Annotated in this window: 9 protein-coding genes; 6 read left to right on the top strand and 3 right to left on the bottom strand. The window is 56.3% G+C overall.

The features are described from left to right. Positions 1-493 precede the first annotated feature (493 nt). Both JN756_RS27735 and JN756_RS27730 read left to right on the top strand, forming a co-directional pair. A complete protein-coding gene (locus tag JN756_RS27735; protein WP_177029903.1) occupies positions 494-1,687 on the top strand; it encodes an MFS transporter in 1,194 nt (397 codons plus the stop codon). 46 nt (positions 1,688-1,733) lie between these two features. Then, positions 1,734-2,579, top strand: coding sequence for an MBL fold metallo-hydrolase (locus JN756_RS27730; protein WP_201021556.1), 846 nt, complete (start codon positions 1,734-1,736; stop codon positions 2,577-2,579). 66 nt (positions 2,580-2,645) lie between these two features. On the opposite strand, the gene JN756_RS27725 is transcribed toward JN756_RS27730, so the two are convergent. Next, positions 2,646-3,272, bottom strand: a complete 627-nt coding sequence (locus JN756_RS27725; protein ID WP_057005089.1) for a TetR/AcrR family transcriptional regulator — start codon at positions 3,270-3,272, stop codon at positions 2,646-2,648. 110 nt (positions 3,273-3,382) lie between these two features. Here JN756_RS27725 and JN756_RS27720 point away from each other — a divergent pair, with 110 nt between their 5' ends. Next, positions 3,383-4,588: an MFS transporter gene (locus JN756_RS27720; protein ID WP_046382023.1), complete on the top strand. Its 1,206-nt coding sequence runs from the start codon at positions 3,383-3,385 to the stop codon at positions 4,586-4,588. 156 nt (positions 4,589-4,744) lie between these two features. On the opposite strand, the gene JN756_RS27715 is transcribed toward JN756_RS27720, so the two are convergent. Beyond that, positions 4,745-5,929 (bottom strand): M20 aminoacylase family protein, encoded by a 1,185-nt coding sequence (locus JN756_RS27715; protein ID WP_108525469.1) that lies wholly within the window; start codon positions 5,927-5,929, stop codon positions 4,745-4,747. Positions 5,930-5,997: 68 nt separating this feature from the next. Further along, positions 5,998-7,308 carry an MFS transporter gene (locus JN756_RS27710; RefSeq protein WP_201021555.1) on the bottom strand — a complete coding sequence of 437 codons (1,311 nt, stop codon included), beginning with the start codon at positions 7,306-7,308 and terminating at the stop codon, positions 5,998-6,000. Between the two features lie 159 nt (positions 7,309-7,467). Here JN756_RS27710 and JN756_RS27705 point away from each other — a divergent pair, with 159 nt between their 5' ends. The 3 genes from JN756_RS27705 to JN756_RS27695 all read left to right on the top strand — a co-directional run bounded on the left by JN756_RS27705 (position 7,468) and on the right by JN756_RS27695 (position 17,384). Continuing rightward, positions 7,468-8,388, top strand: a complete 921-nt coding sequence (locus JN756_RS27705) for a LysR family transcriptional regulator (protein ID WP_201021554.1) — start codon at positions 7,468-7,470, stop codon at positions 8,386-8,388. A gap of 1,194 nt (positions 8,389-9,582) precedes the next feature. Then, positions 9,583-12,447 carry a DEAD/DEAH box helicase gene (locus tag JN756_RS27700; protein WP_169850669.1) on the top strand — a complete coding sequence of 955 codons (2,865 nt, stop codon included), beginning with the start codon at positions 9,583-9,585 and terminating at the stop codon, positions 12,445-12,447. A 14-nt stretch (positions 12,448-12,461) separates the two neighbouring features. Further along, entirely contained in the window at positions 12,462-17,384 is a 4,923-nt protein-coding gene (locus tag JN756_RS27695; protein WP_201021553.1) for an Eco57I restriction-modification methylase domain-containing protein, read from the top strand. Positions 17,385-17,429 lie beyond the last annotated feature (45 nt).

The following is a 17,429-nucleotide window of genomic DNA, read 5'->3' as shown; positions in this document are numbered from 1 at the left end:
ACATCTCTCGCAGAGATAGATGCCATCACGAACAGCAATTTGTCAGATATGTATCGATCGGTCAATATCTCACGCATCGCACCCAGCCGTTGGTATGGAGCCTTGGCTTAGGCGTACTTGAGGACCAAATCGGATATAGGAACGTGACGTGATGAAAGTAGCAATTCTTGACGATTACCAAGGCGTCGCGCTGTCCACTACGAATTGGTCGGAAGTCGCAGCGAGGGCCGATCACAGTCTTCCAGGACCCATTGGCAGGCCGCGTTGCGGCAGGGCGTCCTGATCAGTGCGACGGGCGGCCGCGCGAGTGGCGCACCGGAACCGACCTGGGCCTTGATGATGTATCGATAAATCCTGCGGACAAACGAGTTTTGTTCGGCATGCCTCTCAGCCGCCGCTAAGGCTGTAAGCGCAACAAACCACATACCCCGAATTTTTGCTTGCCTGAGTTTTACCTCAGGTAACGGCACCCCGCTGCCTGGAGGATCATGTTATGAACGCCCCATCTATAGAGCTCAAGCAGGAAACTGAGGGCGCAGGCATGAGCCGGGGGCTTGTACTGTTACTTGCAGCAGCGACCGGCTTGTCAGTAGGCACCCAGTATTACAACCAGCCTTTGCTCGGACTGATTGCGGACGGCTTCGGGATAGGTACCAAGGTCAGTCTCGTCGCGATTGCGACACAGATTGGTTACGCGTTGGGCTTGGTTCTGCTGGTGCCACTAGGCGACAAGATCGACCGTCGACGGCTGATCCTCATTCAATGCATAGGGCTCACGGTAGCGACGCTTTGCGCGAGCGCGGCCCCCGAGCTGTATAGCCTTGCAATGGCGTCCATCATGATTGGGGTGTTCGCGACGATTGCCCAGCACATCATCCCGCTCGCATCTGAATTATCCCCGCCAAGCAGTCGGGAACGAGTTCTCGCATCAATCACCAGCGCGCTGCTTGTTGGGGTGTTGCTGGCTCGGGTGATCAGCGGCTTCGTGGGCGCCTATTTCAGCTGGCGCGCGATGTTCCTCTTGGGCGCTGTGCTTTCTCTGATGATGCTTGCAGGGCTCGCGGCGAAACTTCCAACCAGCCAACCGCAATCACGCGCTTCATACATTGAGTTGCTTGTTTCATTGTTTGGGGTCGTGCGCGATGGCGCTGAACTTCGCCAGGCCGCACTGGTGCAAAGCCTCGTTTTCTTCGGCTTCAGTGCGTTCTGGACAATTCTCACGCTCCTGCTGCAAGGCCCTGGGTTTGGGTTGAACAGTGGGACTGCGGGGCTCTTCGGCGTGGTGGCACTCGGCGGGGTGATGCTTGCCCCACTGGGGTTGCGCCTTGCTGGCCAGTACGCCGGTCACGTCGGTATCGGCCTTGTCGTGGCGAGCTTTGTCGTAATGATCGCGTTCGTGAATCTGGTGGGGCTTAGCGTCGGAGCCATTCTGATGACGACCGGTTTGCAGATGTCTCTTATCTACAACCAGTCGCGAATCCTCGCACTCGCCGGCACCGCCCGAGGCCGCTTCAACACCATTTTCATGGCTTCCCAATTCGCCTTCGGCGCCATCGGTTCCGCCGCAGGCAGCATCGGCTGGCAGTCCGGCGGCTGGACCGCGGTGATGGCCATGGCCTTGATCGCTTCCGCAGCTGCGTTGCTCGTGCAATTTACCCACCACTCAAAGGTTGGAGCGCGAGCGTAAAGACGCTTGCGGCGTACCTACCCTGGTCAATCTGGAGAATAAAGAAATGATTGAAGAGCACACTATCGGCGAATTCACACTAGTCACGTTACTGGACGGAGTTTTTCTATGCAGTACGGACATGATTAAAGCCGCGGCCTCGGAAGAGGGGGCTGCATTATTCAAAAGTGCAGGTCTCCCCGCATCGGGGCCGGTTCCTGAGCCGATCAACGCATTCCTTTTGAAGAAAAACGACGAGCTTTGGTTGATCGATGCCGGTTGTGGTCGCGAGTTGGGACCTCGCTTCGGAAAAGCATCGGCGGCGTTGCTGTCTGCTGGCTATGCGCTTGACCAGATTCAAGGCGTTATTATTTCTCATATGCATGAGGACCATGTTGGCGGTCTTATCAAAGAGGACGGTAGTGCGTTGTATCCCAACGCGACGCTCTTTCTTTCGCACGAGGAGTTGGCGTTCTGGACCGACCCGACGGCTCCTGAAAAACATCCTCAGATGTCGCAGGCTGGCCTGTTCAAATTGGCAAACTCGGCATTGACGGCCTATGCGCCACGTATCAAGGCACTACCTGCCGATGCACACGTCATTCCTGGCGTCAGCTTGATCCCACTTCACGGGCATACGCCAGGTCACAGTGGCATCCAGATTGAGAGCGGTGGCCAGCGTGTGTTGATCTGGGGAGATGTCATACATTCGACACTCTTGCAATTGCGCTATCCGCATTGGAGCATCGGTTTTGACATGGACCCAGTCCAGGCCCTCGACACGAGAGTTCGATTGCTGGAGCGGCTCGCGCAGGAGGACATGCTGGTGACGGGACCGCACGTAATGGGAATTGGACACGTCCACACCTGTTGCGCAGGCGGTTATGAATTGAAGCTGGTCAGCAGAACCTAAGTGTTCAGTTGCAGGCGAAGTTGCCCATCACCACGTGGAAGGTTCCTGACGTTTGAGACGTCTGGCTCATTGACCGTCGGGAACAATACACAGGCTATCCCATATCCCCATCACTTGAGTCACTGCGGCATCCAGCGTGGCATGTGGAAGACCATCGCGCGCCAATGTAGACAAGCCCAGAAGGAAACTGTCGAACACCGCGGCGAGGGTGTCTGGGGTAATGGTCGCCGGTAGCACGCCCTCCGCGATAGCACGTTCGATACAGGCAACCATGCCTGCGCGGGTTAAGCGCCTGGCCTGTGCGAGAGGTTCTGAAATGGCCTTGCTTTCGTCCGAGCAAGCGCTCATCAGGCCCAACGACACCAGACAGCCCTTGGGATGATCGGGCTCACATTGCATTTTCGCTGACCGGCGAAGGGTGAGTTCAATCGCCTCCTTGGGTGGCAGGGTCGTATCAAACAGGCTGTCGGTGACCCGACCGTGCGTAGTGAGGTAGCGCTCCATTACCTCGTTGAACAGGGCTTGCTTGGAGCCAAACGCCGCGTAAAAGCTCGGCGCGGTGATGCCTCCACCAATATTAGCCTTAAGCTGACTCAGGGATGTCGCATCGTATCCATGCTCCCAAAATAAATGCAGTGCCTGAGTGATTGCCAGGTCACGGTCAAACGTGCGCGGGCGTCCCATCTGTGCCATGTCGGATCTCCTCCAGAGTTACTTAAATACTAATCGATACATAAGTTATTGACTACCCTGCGGCCGCTCCCTATATTTATACCGATCAGTATATTAGTGGGAGTGATCGAATGACTACAGATGAGCCGCAGAGCGGGAAACTTCCGCTTGGAGCATTACTGGCACTGGCGATGACAGGTTTCATTTGCATTGTGACTGAGACATTGCCCGCGGGTTTGTTGCCCGAGATCAGCAGCGGGCTTGGTATTTCGGCATCTTTGGCTGGGCAGATGGTGACCGTTTATGCCTTGGGGTCATTGCTGGCAGCAATTCCGCTGACTATTGCCACGCAAAGCTGGCGCCGCAGGACGGTGTTGCTGCTAACAGTTGTCGGCTTCCTGGTATTCAATACCCTCACGGCGCTGTCTTCCCACTATTGGCTTACTTTGATTGCGCGGTTTTTTGCCGGCGTTTCTGCGGGACTGGCCTGGAGTCTCATTGCGGGCTATGCGCGACGGATGGTTGCTCCACAATTGCAGGGACGCGCATTGGCAGTAGCGATGGTGGGAACGCCCATCGCATTGTCGCTGGGCGTGCCTTTGGGAACCTGGCTGGGGGGATTCATGGGCTGGCGCATGGCGTTCGGATTGATGTCCGGGATGACCTTGCTGTTGATTGTCTGGGTGCTGATCAAGGTGCCGGACTACCCTGGCCAATCCTCCTCACAGCGCATGGCGTTGCGTCAGGTCTTTTTCACACCTGGTGTACGTTCGGTGCTGGGGGTCGTCTTCACCTGGATGCTGGCTCACAACATTCTTTATACCTACGTCGCGCCGTTTGTTTCCAGGGCTGGGTTGGCCGATGAGGTTGGTTTGGTTCTGCTGGTATTTGGTGTTGCCGCTTTGGCGGGCATCTGGATAACGGGGCGGCTGGTTGATCGGCATCTGCGCAAGACAGTGTTGGCCAGTCTCGCAACCTTCGCAGCCGTTTCGGTTTTCTTCGGCTTGTTTTCAGGCTCTGCCGTGGCGATTTATCTAGGTGTTTTTATCTGGGGCCTGACCTTTGGTGGCGCCGCGACGCTTCTACAAACCGCGCTTGCCGACGCCGCAGGCAAGGGCGCCGATGTTGCTCTCTCCATGAACGTTGTCGTCTGGAACAGCGCTGTCGCTGGCGGGGGACTCTTGGGTGGCGTGTTACTTGGCCAGTGGGGAGTGGGTTCCTTTCCCTGGGTGTTATTGATACTGCTACTCCTCAGTCTGGTCATTGCATCTAGAGCGCGGGTCCACGGCTTTGCGCAAGGTGACAGGCAGTCCAGCCAAGTGGTCGCTGGTCATTGATGTGTGGGCAGCATTGCGCTGCATGCTCAAGCTTCCAACGCATTACAACGAGTGAACAGCATGAATACGTGATTTAAGCCGCAGCGGCGACTTGCTATAGATTTACCGGACTTGGGCGAGTCTGAACCGCCCAAGACGAGGGTCTGGTTTTTTGCTTTAGTTTAGATACCGTTCCACTAGGCGCGCCCAGTAGGCAGCACCGATTGGCAAGTTTTTGTCATTGAAATCGTAGGCCGGGTTATGAACCATACAACCATCTTCGCCAACGCCATTGCCCAGGCGTAAAAAACAACCTGGCCGCTGCTCAAGCATGTAAGCGAAGTCCTCGCTGGACATGAGCTGATCGGCATGGGCAATCACATGCTCATCACCCACCAGTTCCCGTGCTACTTGCAGAGCAAATTCGGTTTGCGCTCGGTCGTTGTCGATCACCGGGTAACCTTCCATATAGTCGATCGTGGCCGTTGCTCCATAGCTGTTTGCTTGGGCGTGGACCAGTGCTTCGATGCGCTCTTTCAACTGGCTACGGACCCGCTTGCTGAACGAGCGGATGCTCAGCTCAAGGTAGGCGCTGCTGGAAATCACATTGTTAGCAACCCCCGCCTGAAGCAGGCCGACCGTGACTACAGCGGGTTCAACAGGGTTGATATTGCGCGCGACAATGGTCTGCAGCGACATGACGATGCTGGACGCCACCACAACCGGATCTACCGTAAGGTGTGGGCGAGCCGCATGGCCTCCGAGACCATGAATGGTAATCGCGACCTTGTCGCTCGCCGACATGAACGGTCCGCTTCTAAACAGGAAGGTGCCCGGAGCCTCGCCGGGGTGGTTGTGCATTCCGAACACGGCATCACAGGGAAAGCGTTCGAACAAGCCATCATTTACCATGCGTTGCGCACCGCTATCGAAGCCCTTCTCCTCTGCGGGTTGAAAATAGAGGTGCACCGTTCCGCGGAAGTTTCGTGTGCGCGCCAGATATTCAGCGGCCCCAAGCAGCATGGTGGTATGGCCGTCGTGGCCGCAGGCATGCATTTTTCCCTGATGGACACTGGCGTAAGGCAAGCCGGTCTGCTCGGTCAACGGCAGAGCATCCATGTCTGCTCGTATGCCAATGTTCTTGCCGGCGCCTACCGTCAGGCTGCCTACCACACCGGTCTCACCAACGCCTTCGGTTACGCTGAACCCCCAGGCCCGTAAGCGCTCTGCAACGAGTTTGGCGGTTTGAAACTCCTCGTAGGCCATTTCCGGATGCTGGTGAATATGGCGGCGAATACGTGTCAGTTCCTCAGCTTGAGGGCGTAAATCATCGACTTTGCAGTAGTGAGGTTCAGTCTTCATCACAGTAAGTTCCTAGCGGTGAATAATGGAGTGCAGGAGTGGCGTCAGTTGGGATGCATCCCCGGCTCCTACGGTTGAGCCTGGGCCGGTAAACGCAATGTCAACGTACAAAGACCGCCGATCACTAAAAGGACGGCCATTACGGCCATCCCCGCAGCGAACGAGCCGGTGAAGGTCTTCAGAGCACCGATGATGGAAGGACTGACAAAGCCACCGAAGGCACCGATGCTGTTGATCAGGGCTATGCCTCCAGCGGCGGCAGTACCTTTGAGGTAGCTGGAGGGCACAGCCCAGAACACGGCATAGGCCGAGTATGTGGATAGCGTTGCGAGGGTAATACTGCACAGCGCCAACGTCAGGTTGCCGGAACTGAAACCGGTCAGCACTAAGCCGATTGCGCCCAGAAAGGCGGGTACTGCGCCGTGCCAGCGGCGCTCGCCCAGGCGGTCGGAACTCCGAGCATTGATCAGCATCGCGAAAATGGCGGCGCTGTAAGGGATGATTGAATAGAGCCCGATTTCGAAAATATTCTTTACGCCAGCGTCCCGCAGTATGCTCGGCAGCCAGAAACTGACGGTATACAGACCGCAGATCAGACAGAAGTAAATGAGGGCCATCAGGTAAATTCGCCAGTCTTTCAAGGCTGCAGCGAACGTATGTTGTTTTGACGCCTGCACCTGCTCCAGATCATTCGCCAGCAGCCGTTTTTCTTCTTGGCTCAGCCATTTGGCCTGTTCCGGCGAGTCACTCAAAAAGAAGAACGCCGCGATACCCAAAAGAATGCAAGGCGCCCCTTCGAGGATGAACATCCACTGCCATCCCGCCAAACCATGAATGTCGGCGAAAGTCCCCATAATCCAGGTCGACAATGGTCCACCGATGACGTTCGAGACTGGCCCTGCCAACAGGACGCACGCCATTACTTGAGCGCGACGCTTACCTGAAAACCAGAAGGTCAGATAGAGGATCATGCCCGGAGCAAATCCAGCCTCAAACACCCCTAGAAAAAACCGCAGGACATAAAAGGTAGTGCTGTCATGCACAAACAGCATCGAGGTTGAAGCCACCCCCCACAACAACATGATGCGACTGAGCGTCTTACGTATTCCTACCCGCGCCAGCCAGAGATTGCTCGGCACTTCGAACATTACATAACCGATAAAGAAAATCCCTGCCGCCAATCCATAAGCTGCATCGGTCAGACCGAATTCCTGCTGCATCGCAATCTTGGCGTAACTGATATTGACCCGATCTAAATAGGCGAGGACATAGCACAACAACAGAAAGGGCAATAGGCGCCAACTGATTTTGCGATACATCTTGCGTAGGGCGAGGTCATCGGGGGAGGTCGGTGTAATCAGTATTGCGGCCTGAGCCATAGTGAAGTCCTCACAAGTTCCGCATTTTTTTTATTGTGTCGATTAAATGAGCTTGGCATCGCCCAATTGACAGAAAGTATGGGGAGCGCAGAAACTTCAAACAATAGCGATCTTCGCTTGCGAGTGTTGACTTTAAGTCAACAGACAGGAGAGCCCTAATTGCAAAAAATCGGCCTTAATGAACGGCGACTTCACTATTTTTCAGAGGTCGCAGAAGCCGGCTCGATCCGAGGCGCAGCGGATCGTCTGAATATCGAGCCCTCAGTTGTCAGCCGGCAAATCCACCAGTTGGAAAGCGAGTTGGGGGTGCAACTCCTACAGCGCCACGGCAGGGGGATCGTCCCTACGGAAGCTGCCAAACTGGTGATCAACCATTGTCGTGAGCGGCGATCAAGCGAAGCATTGCTGCTGACTCAGATTTCCGAACTCAAGGGTCTGGAGAGAGGTGAGATTCACATTGTTGCGGGCGAGGGTTTCCGCGAGGAATTAGTCCGCTGGGTGCTTCAGGACTTCAGCCAGCAGCACCCCAAGCTGGTGGTTACGCTGGAGTTCGCCAATGCCGTCGACACAGTGCGGATGCTGGCAAGTGATCAGGCTCACATCGGCTTGGCATACCGTCCGCCTATCGATCCCGCCGTGCGTACGGTGATGTTGCGCAAACAGCCAATGTGCGTCATCACCTGGCCCGGCCATCCCCTTACCGAGAAGCCGCAGCCACTGGCATTGAGTGATGTTTGCCCCTATCCGGTGGGCTTGATGTCCAACGGCTTTGGCTTAAGCAATCTGGTTAAGCTGGCGCAATTCCACGATCGCATTCAATTCGAATCCAATCTGGTCACCAACTCAATCGCCACCCTCAAGAGCTATGTAAAAGCCCATCTCGGGGTGACCTTCCTGTCCTCGCACGCGGTAGCCAATGAAATCGCGGAAGGTACGCTTGTAGCGCTCAGGACCCGCAGCGAAGTATTCGAAAGTGCCGAGGCACACCTGATGGTCCGATCGGGTCGGCAACTGTCAGTTGCCGCTGAAAGGTTGTTGGCCATGTTGAAACAGAAGGCCGTTTTTGAAGTCTCTGAATAATCTTGACCCAACTGCCCCGAAAACCGGTGCATGAGTTTAAAAATGGAAGATTCTGGCCCTGGGCTAATGGTCGCCAAATCACCCGCGCGCTGCGTCTTGGCGCAGAGATAGTCCGTGTCTTTCGGTTTCACCGCTTTGAGCTGGCGGTCAGAGAGGCGGGGGCTTGGGCGCACATGAGGTGTTCCATGGCGTTAATTGGTGTTCCAAAAATGACCACTGGTACCATTTGGAGTACCCGGTAATGTGGGGTGGGCGGATGTCTAGGGGTACTGATGGCCTATAGGGATTTGATTTTGTTGGGTTTAAGGTGAAAAAAGACGTCTGTGGATGTCTTTAGATGATGAATTGGTGGGCCGGGGTAATTTGAATCGATTTGGTAATTTATTGATTTATAGTTTAAAGAGCTATTTTGATTTTTAGTTGGAATACCAATAGGAATACCGCGCTCCACCTGACCACCCGTTTGCACTCGATCTGACCAGCACGCTTCGTAAACATGATTGACAGTGACAGCCCATAGCTGCCGGTGGCGACAGGCAGAAAAAAGCCATAAACCGTTATCAACCCGTGGTACCCGATGGCGCTCGGGAGCTCACCAGCATGCATTTGCCTTAGTGCTCGCTGTATTGGTTATGCAGCCTTCCGGCGTATTCGTCCTAGGAGGGTTCAGCTTGGAGCCCTTGAATAGAGCCTCTTACTCGCTGCGACTTTGAGCCAGTGGTAAATTCCATCCCTTGATCAGCCCAGCGGTCACTCGCCTAATGGTCGAGGTAGTGTCAGCTGGACCAGTGCTACCACATCGGATAATTGGGTCGGTCGAGGTATCAAGCATGTGCACTGGTGGTTTTCTACCATGACCTTCTCTACGTCTTTCGCATGCCCGAATGTCCTCATGCCCTCAGGTAACCGTCCCGAAAATGGGGCGAGTGTCTTACCTGATTTTGAAACGTTGATTTTGCACTGCTGGACTCACCCCGTCCGTTCCAAAAAGCGCAAAGCTGGTAAAGTGCCACCCGCCAGATAGACGTGGTGGCGTCCTCGACGGACGTTATCGCTGCTGAGAATGCAACGGCTCATGCCGCGACTGAGCGGAGATGAATTGATCAGCAGAGTGCCGATCTGTCTGGGTTAATTAGGCGATTGAATTTTCTTGCAGTTTTCTGTGTACCTCATGTCCTGACAAGGATTGCACCAATGCAACTGACCCAAGCCCCAGCCCCCGGTGCCCGTGCACTGATCCGCGATGAAGAATGGATTATCCAGAGCGCCGACCAATGCAATCTTGGTGGCTGGCAGCTCTCCTGCATAGGCGTGTCGGAAACCGTGCGCAACCGTCATGCGCTTTTCCTCACTGAACTCGAAGGCGTCACCCTAATTGACCCAGCAAAGACTGAGCTGGTCTACGACGAGTCGCCCACATTTATTGCTTCGCGGCTGTTTATCGAGGCGCGTCTGCGTCAGTCGGCGCTGCAAAGCGAGTCGGTAGTGATTGGTCAGCATGGGGTCATGGATGCGTTGCCGTTTCAGTTGCAGCCTGCTCATCAAGTCTTGCAGCAGCTGCGCCCGCGCTTGCTCATTGCGGATACAGTAGGCCTTGGTAAAACCCTTGAGGCCGGCATCCTTACCGCCGAGTTGATGCGCAGAGGTAAAGCTCGCCGCATTTTGGTTGTTACTACCAAAAGTATGATGCGCCAGTTTCAGCAGGAGTTCTGGAACCGCTTTACCATCCCGCTCACCCGCCTGGACTCATCCGGTATTCAGCGCATTCGTCGCGATATCCCAGCCAATCACAATCCCTTCAACTACTTCGACCGCACCATAATCTCGGTCGATACCTTGAAGCGCGACAGCGAGTACCGGCACTACCTGGAAAGCGCCTGGTGGGATCTGATCATCATCGACGAAGCCCACAACGTTTCCTACAAGGGCAATCGTACCCAAAGTAATCGCTTGGCTGAGTTACTCTCGCAACGCTCCGATGCACTGATCTTGCTCACCGCCACGCCGCACAACGGCAAAAAAGACAGCTTCGCCAGCCTCGTGCGCATGCTCGACCCCACGGTGCTACCAGCAGGGGCCGACTACACCCGTGAGGATGTTGATCACCTCTTTGTTCGCCGTTTCAAGAAAGACGTGCGCGAGCAGATGACGCAGGAGTTCCCAGAGCGAGAAGTGTTTCGTTTGGCCTGCGCCGCAAGCCCGGCGGAAAACCTCGCCTTCGATGCCCTAGCCGAGCTCAAACTTAATAGCGACGGGACCGGTGCGCGCGACGGTGCCATGTTGTTCCGCACCGTGCTGGAAAAGGCGCTGTTCTCTTCCCCGGCAGCCTGCCTACAAACGCTGAAAGAGCGCATCCGAAAGCTCGAGGTAAAAGACGCACGCCATCCTGATCTTGAGGGGCTGCGTGATCTTCAAGTTCTGGTGCAGGCCATCAGTGCCGACAAATTCAGCAAATTCCAGCACCTCATCAGCCAGCTCAAACAAGGTCAGCACTGGCGTTGGGATGGCAAAGATCCAAGTGACCGCCTGGTGATCTTCACCGAGCGAGTGGAAACACTGAAATTCCTCCAGCTAGAGCTGCCCAAGGCCTTGGGGTTAAAAGACAACGCCGTAGCCATCCTGCACGGCCAATTGCCTGACCAGGACATCCAGCAGGCGGTCGAAGATTTCGGCAAAACCCATTCGCCCCTGCGCCTGCTGATTGCCTCGGATGTGGCCTCCGAAGGTCTTAACCTGCACTACCAAGCTCATCGGCTGATCCACTTCGATATTTCCTGGTCACTGATGGTGTTCCAGCAGCGCAATGGTCGTGTGGATCGATATGGTCAACTGCATGCCCCGAAAATCGGCTACCTGCTGACAGAACCTCGCCACGAGAGAATTCGCGGTGACTTGCGCTACCTGGAAATCCTGATTGCTAAGGACGTGCAGGCGGCGAAGAATATCGGCGATCCATCAGCCTTTATGGGGCTGTATGACGAGGAGCTGGAAGCCTTCGAAGTGGCCAAGGCCATTGAAGGCAACCGCACTGTCGAGGAATTCGCCGCGCTACTGGCTGGGGATGATATCGACCCTTTCGAAGCCCTGTGGGGCGCGAACGTACCCGGCACTGATAGCGTTGCGCCCGCCAGCACAGCAGTGCTCATGGTGCCCACTGCTGAACTCACCAGTCTGTTTAACGACAGCTACATTTACCTTCGCGATGCCTTGCGCTGGCTGGCGCAACAGTCGCCGCGCGAACATGCTGCAATCAAAACGGATGATGCCAGCCGCACGCTGAGCTTCCAGCCCAGTCGCGACCTTGCCCAGGTGCTCAAGCGTGATCTGGCCAGCGAAATGTGGCCGAACGATAATACCTTTGCCTTGAGCGCCGATAAGGCTGTGGTTGAAGAGGCCATCAAACAGGCGCGCGACACCAATGCCTGGCCGCAGCTGCACTACCTCTGGGCGCTCAACCCAATTGCCCAGTGGCTCGACTACAAACTTATGGCACTGTTTCGTCGCCAGCGTGCGCCGCTGCTGCGCGTTGCGAAGGGGCTGACCGCAGGCGAAGCCATCGTGCTGGTGCTCGCCCAGGTGCCCAATCGCCGGGGTCAAGCCGTGCTAGCCGAGTGGCTCGGTGTACAGCTCGATGCTGCTGGGCAGGTGGTAGGCGTACTCAGCCTGGCGGAAACACTACAGCGCACAGGACTCACCAGCACCGCGAAAGCCCAGGCCAACGATGGTCAGGCGCCCGACAGCCGTGCCCTGCAAAGTGCACTACCGGCGGTTATTCAGGCAGCTGAAAAACACATCAAACCGATCAAGCAGGCCTTCGATGCCAACTGCCGCCAACGTCTGGAGCGCGAGTTGGCCAAACTGCAAACCCTGCAGCTCAAACACAACGAACAGCTGGAAATCGATTTCGCCAAGGGTATAGAACAGGTCATCGCAGCCAAACGTAAGCAGAAAGAAAGCGCCACCGCAGACCTGTTCAGCAACTACCAACAATGGATTCGCGACACCCTGCAACTGGATGACCGCGCTCAGTTCACCGTTGTCGCCGCACTGATGGCTTAAGGAAGGAATACAGCATGAGTTTTGCCATCACCGGCCTCACCAATGCCAACGAGTTCTACAGCCAGCACTACCTGGACGAGATCCTCGAAAAAGACCTCAAGCCGCTGTTTGACCAATGGAAAGAGCAGGGCGCGCAAAGCCCCGTCGCTCGTCTGCGCACTGCTGCGGGCGCTAATGGTTACTTCCGTGCCCGCGAGCGCTTTCTGAATGAGCGCAAAACTAGCGAGCGCGCCAGCCTGTTTATTCACTTAGTGCAGCCTCTGCTCGCTGCCCTAGGTTACGAGCTAGTGCCTCAGAACCTTACGTTGGCCGAAGGCGAATTGCCGGTGCTGGCAGTATATCGCGATGCCAAGCACCAGCCGCTGTTGGTTGTTGCGGCAGCTATTGCCAATGCGGAAGACGACGAGAACAGCCCACTGCAATTGCTTGCGCCGGCGGCCAGTGAACAAGGCAAAGGTAAATATGCCCACAGCGATTGGGAGGAAACCCTCAGCAAACGCCTGTTTGCCGACGACCACCCGCCACGCTGGGTATTGCTGCTGCACCATGAAGAGTGGCTGCTGATCGAGCGCAGCAAATGGGGGCGCAAGGCACTGCTGCGCTTCAACCTGCCGGAACTGTTCGGCCCGCGTGATGACAAGCAATTCCGCGCTATGGCCGCGCTGCTGGGCAGCCAGTCGGTGCTTCCGGTGGAAGGCGGCGTGGCGCTGCTCGACAGCCTGGACGACAGCTCGCACAAGCATGCCTTTGAGGTATCCACTGATCTCAAATACGCCCTACGTGAATGCATTGAGCTGATTGCCAATGAGGCTATATGGTACAAACGCACGGTGGCCAAAGAGAAGGTGTTTGAGCGTAACGATACCGACCTAGCCGACCAGCTCAGTCGTGAAAGCCTGCGCTACATGTACCGTCTGCTGTTTATGTTTTATATCGAGGCGCGGCCCGAGCTGGGGTATGCGCCCATCGATGCCGAGGCCTACCTCAAGGGCTACAGCATCGAGCACCTGCGCGAATTGGAACAAACCCCGCTGACCACCAGCGAAGCTCAGGAAGGTTTCTATTTTCACGACAGCCTCAGGCAGCTCTTTGGCTTGATCTGGCAAGGCTATCCGCACCGGGATGCCAGGGCGAGTCAGCTCGACTTGGGTGGCAGTCATGATAGCTTGCTCGACAACGGCTTCACCATCGCGCCGCTACAAGGACACCTGTTTGACCCTACGCGCACACCGCTACTTGGTAGCGTGAAGCTGCGTAACTCGGTGCTGCAGAAAGTGATCGAGCTAATGTCATTGTCCCGGGGCGGTGGCAAGAGCCGTCGTGGGCGTATCAGCTATGGCACCCTCGGTATCAACCAGCTGGGTGCGGTGTACGAATCGCTGCTGTCCTTCCGTGGCTTTTTCGCCGAAGAAGATCTCTACGAGGTACGCCCTGACCCCAAGGGTAAGAAGGCAAGTACGGGCGACGAGAGCGAAGAAGACGATTCGAGCGAGAGTGATACGGACAGAGAGGAAGGCCTCGATACCCCCAGCGCCGCCGACAAGAAAAAAGATGCCGAGGTCAACCCGCTGGATGCGGCGTATTTTGTACCTGCTAGTAGCATCAGCCACTATACAGACGCTGAACGCTTGTTTGGTGGCAATACGAAGATTCATCCTAAGGGCAGTTTTATCTATCGCCTGGCCGGTCGTGCCCGCGAGAAATCGGCGAGCTATTACACCCCGGAAGTGCTGACCAAATGCCTGGTCGAGCATGCGCTGAAGGAGATTGTCCCCGGCAAGTCGGCAGATGAAATTCTGAAGCTCACCGTGTGCGAGCCGGCCATGGGTAGCGCTGCGTTCTTGAACGAGGCCGTCAGCCAATTAGCCGAAGCTTATCTGCAGGCCAAGCAGAAGGAGCTGGGCCGCACTATCCCGCACGAGCAGTACACCGAAGAAAAACAGCGGGTGAAGATGTTCATTGCCGACAGCAATGTCTTCGGTGTGGACCTCAACCCCATTGCGGTGGAGCTAGCCGAAGTCTCCTTGTGGCTCAACGCCATTTTCAAAGGCAGCCATGTGCCGTGGTTTGGCTTGCAGCTGTACAACGGTAACTCCCTGGTGGGCGCGCGACGCGAACTGTTTAGCACCGCCCAGCTCAGCCCGGGCAGGGGTGAAAACGGTCTGCCCGAACGCGACTGGCGCGCTGCCGCGCCGCGTGCTTTGCCACTCACACAAGTGCCCGCCGCTACCGATGTATACCACTTTTTGCTACCTGCTGAAGGCATGGGTATGGTCAGCGATAAGGTGATAAAGGCACTGAAGCCCGCGGCCTTTAACCAATTCAAACAATGGCGCAACGCCTTTACTGCGCCGCTGAGTAGCGATGAAATCAAACGGGTACAGGCGCTAAGTGTTGCCACCGAGCAGCTCTGGCAGCAACACGCCCAGGAGTTGGCCCGTGTGCGCGCCGCTACTTGCGATGAGCTGCATGTATGGCCCGACCTGGCCGCGAACCGCGCTCCGACTAGCACCGCGCAGAAAGATGCCGCCTACCAGCGGGAAATGCTTAGCGAAGCGCAGAAAAATGCCAGCCCATACCGTCGCCTCAAACTGGTGATGGATGCCTGGTGCGCCCTGTGGTTCTGGCCACTGGATAAAGCCAGCGAGTTGCCTAGCCGCGAACACTGGTGGTTTGTGCTGGAAACTGTACTGCTCGGCAATGCCAGCCTGAACAGTGTGTCGGCGGATGATCTATTCCCAGAAACCCACCCGCAGCAGGGGCTGGACTTTGCTCCCGAGCGTGACCGTTACGGCTATGTCGATATCGCCGCGCTGATCAACGCCTTGCCTCAACTGCAGGTGGCGCAGCAAGTGGCCGGCCAGCAGCACTTTATGCATTGGGCGCTGGAGTTTGCTGATGTCTTCAAGGATCGTGGCGGCTTTGATGTAGTGCTGGGTAACCCGCCTTGGATCAAGGTGGAGTGGAACGAGCAGGCGCTGCTCTCGGACTTTGATCCGCGTTTTGCCATTCGTAAGCTTAGCGCCAAGCAGACTGCGGATCAGCGTGAAGCGGTGTTTGCCGCCTTGCCGCACGCAAAGGCTGATTTTCTGGCTGAGTGCGTGGCTACAGAAGGTATGGGGCAGTTTCTCAACGCCGTACAGAACTATCCGCTACTCAAGGGTCAGCAGAACAATCTGTACAAATGCTTTCTGCCGCTGGTGTGGCAGATCGGTAGTGGCGTACAGGCGCTACTGCACCCCGAGGGGGTGTATGACGACCCCAAGGCGGGAGAGCTGCGCGCATTCCTATATCCTCGCTTGAAGGCGCATTACCAGTTCACCAATGTGAATCTGTTGTTTCAGGAAGTGATGATCTGGGTCCGATATTCCATCAACGTTTATGGGAGTGTTCAGAACGAGATTCGCTTCCGGACAATGGCCAACCTGTTCGCGACAGCGACGGTAGCGGCCAGCCTGGAACATACTGGCGGTGGCTCCGTTCCGGGTATTAAAAGGAATGAAGGTGGATGGAATACGGCCGGTCATGCCAGTCGAGTGATAGAAGTGGATGAAGCCTTGCTGGCTACCTTTGCTCAGCTCTATGACATTCCTGGGACTCCTGCATTGCAGGCCCGCTTGCCCGCGGTACATAGCCGTGAGCTGGTTGCAGTGCTGGAAAAATTTGCCTGCGTACCAAGAAGACTCGGAGATCTGCAGGGTAATTATGGCACCCTTGAAATGTGGCACGAAACTGGCGCGCAAAAGGACGGCACCATCTGCCGCCGTAACACCAGCGAACACGGTTTTGTCTCTGATCCCGCCGAGTTTGTGCTGTCCGGCCCGCATTTCTTTGTCGGTAATCCGTTCTACAAGACACCTCGTATGGTTTGCACAACTCCACGTGCTTATGATCCGCTCGACCTTGAATTACTACCTGACGACTACCTGGCGCGTACTAACTACCTACCAGCCTGCGACGCACAGGAGTACGCCCGTCGTGTGCCAAGGGTGAGCTGGGTGGAAGAGGGCGAGCGCGAAGCGAGAGCGGCGACAAGGTATTATCGCATGGCTTTTCGCGGCATGCTGTCCCAGTCAGGTGAGCGTACTTTGATTGGCTCAATTGCAGCACCGGGACAGGCGCATATTAACGGCGTGCAAAGCACCGTATTCAAAAGCGTTGAGCACCTGCTGTATCAAGCGATCTTTTCGTCGTCTTTGACCGCAGATTTCTTTATCAAAACCACCGGACGAAGCAATCTGCACTTTATCTGGGAGCAGTTTCCTATGGTGGAAATGCAGGCTGCTGCTGCGTTGAGAACCTTGACACTTAACTGCCTCACCACTCACTACGCTGACCTCTGGCGCGACTGCTGGCAGCCCGCTTTTCAGCAGGATTGTTGGGCCAGTAACGACCCGCGCCTGACGCAGGACTTCTTCACTCAGCTCACCCCCGACTGGCAGCGCAACTGTGCCCTGCGCAGCGACTATGCTCGCCGTCAGGCGCTGGTGGAAATCGACGTGCTCGCTGCCCAGGCACTCGGACTCACGCTTGACGAACTGCTCACCATCTACCGCGTGCAGTTCCCGGTGATGCATCAGAACGAGCGTGACACATGGTACGACGCTCAGGGGCGCATCATCTTCACCGTGAACATTGGGCTTGCGGGCGTGGGCCTGCAGCGCAAGGCCGGCAAGCGCGACGCCAACTGCACCGTGCGCCTGCCCGATGGCAGCACCAAAACCGGTCGTCTCGGTTGGGAAGATGTAAAACCCAAAAACGGTCAACCCCAAGTCCCCGACGGCACCGTCATCGAGTGCCCTATCCTTGACGACACCCAACCCGGCGGCCCAATACACCGCACCATCCAATACACCGCCCCTTTCACGCTGGCTGACCGCGAAGCTGACTATCACGTAGCCTGGGCGCATTTTGCCAAGGAGGCGAACCATTGCTAACCCTACTGGAGGACTCAGCAAGGCGGATATCGGACAGCTCAAAGT

Origin of the sequence: Pseudomonas sp. Y39-6, from assembly GCF_023651955.1 — a bacterium.
In the GTDB taxonomy this organism is placed as follows: Bacteria; Pseudomonadota; Gammaproteobacteria; order Pseudomonadales; family Pseudomonadaceae; genus Aquipseudomonas; species Aquipseudomonas veronii.
This window is presented reverse-complemented; position numbering and strand designations above follow the sequence as displayed.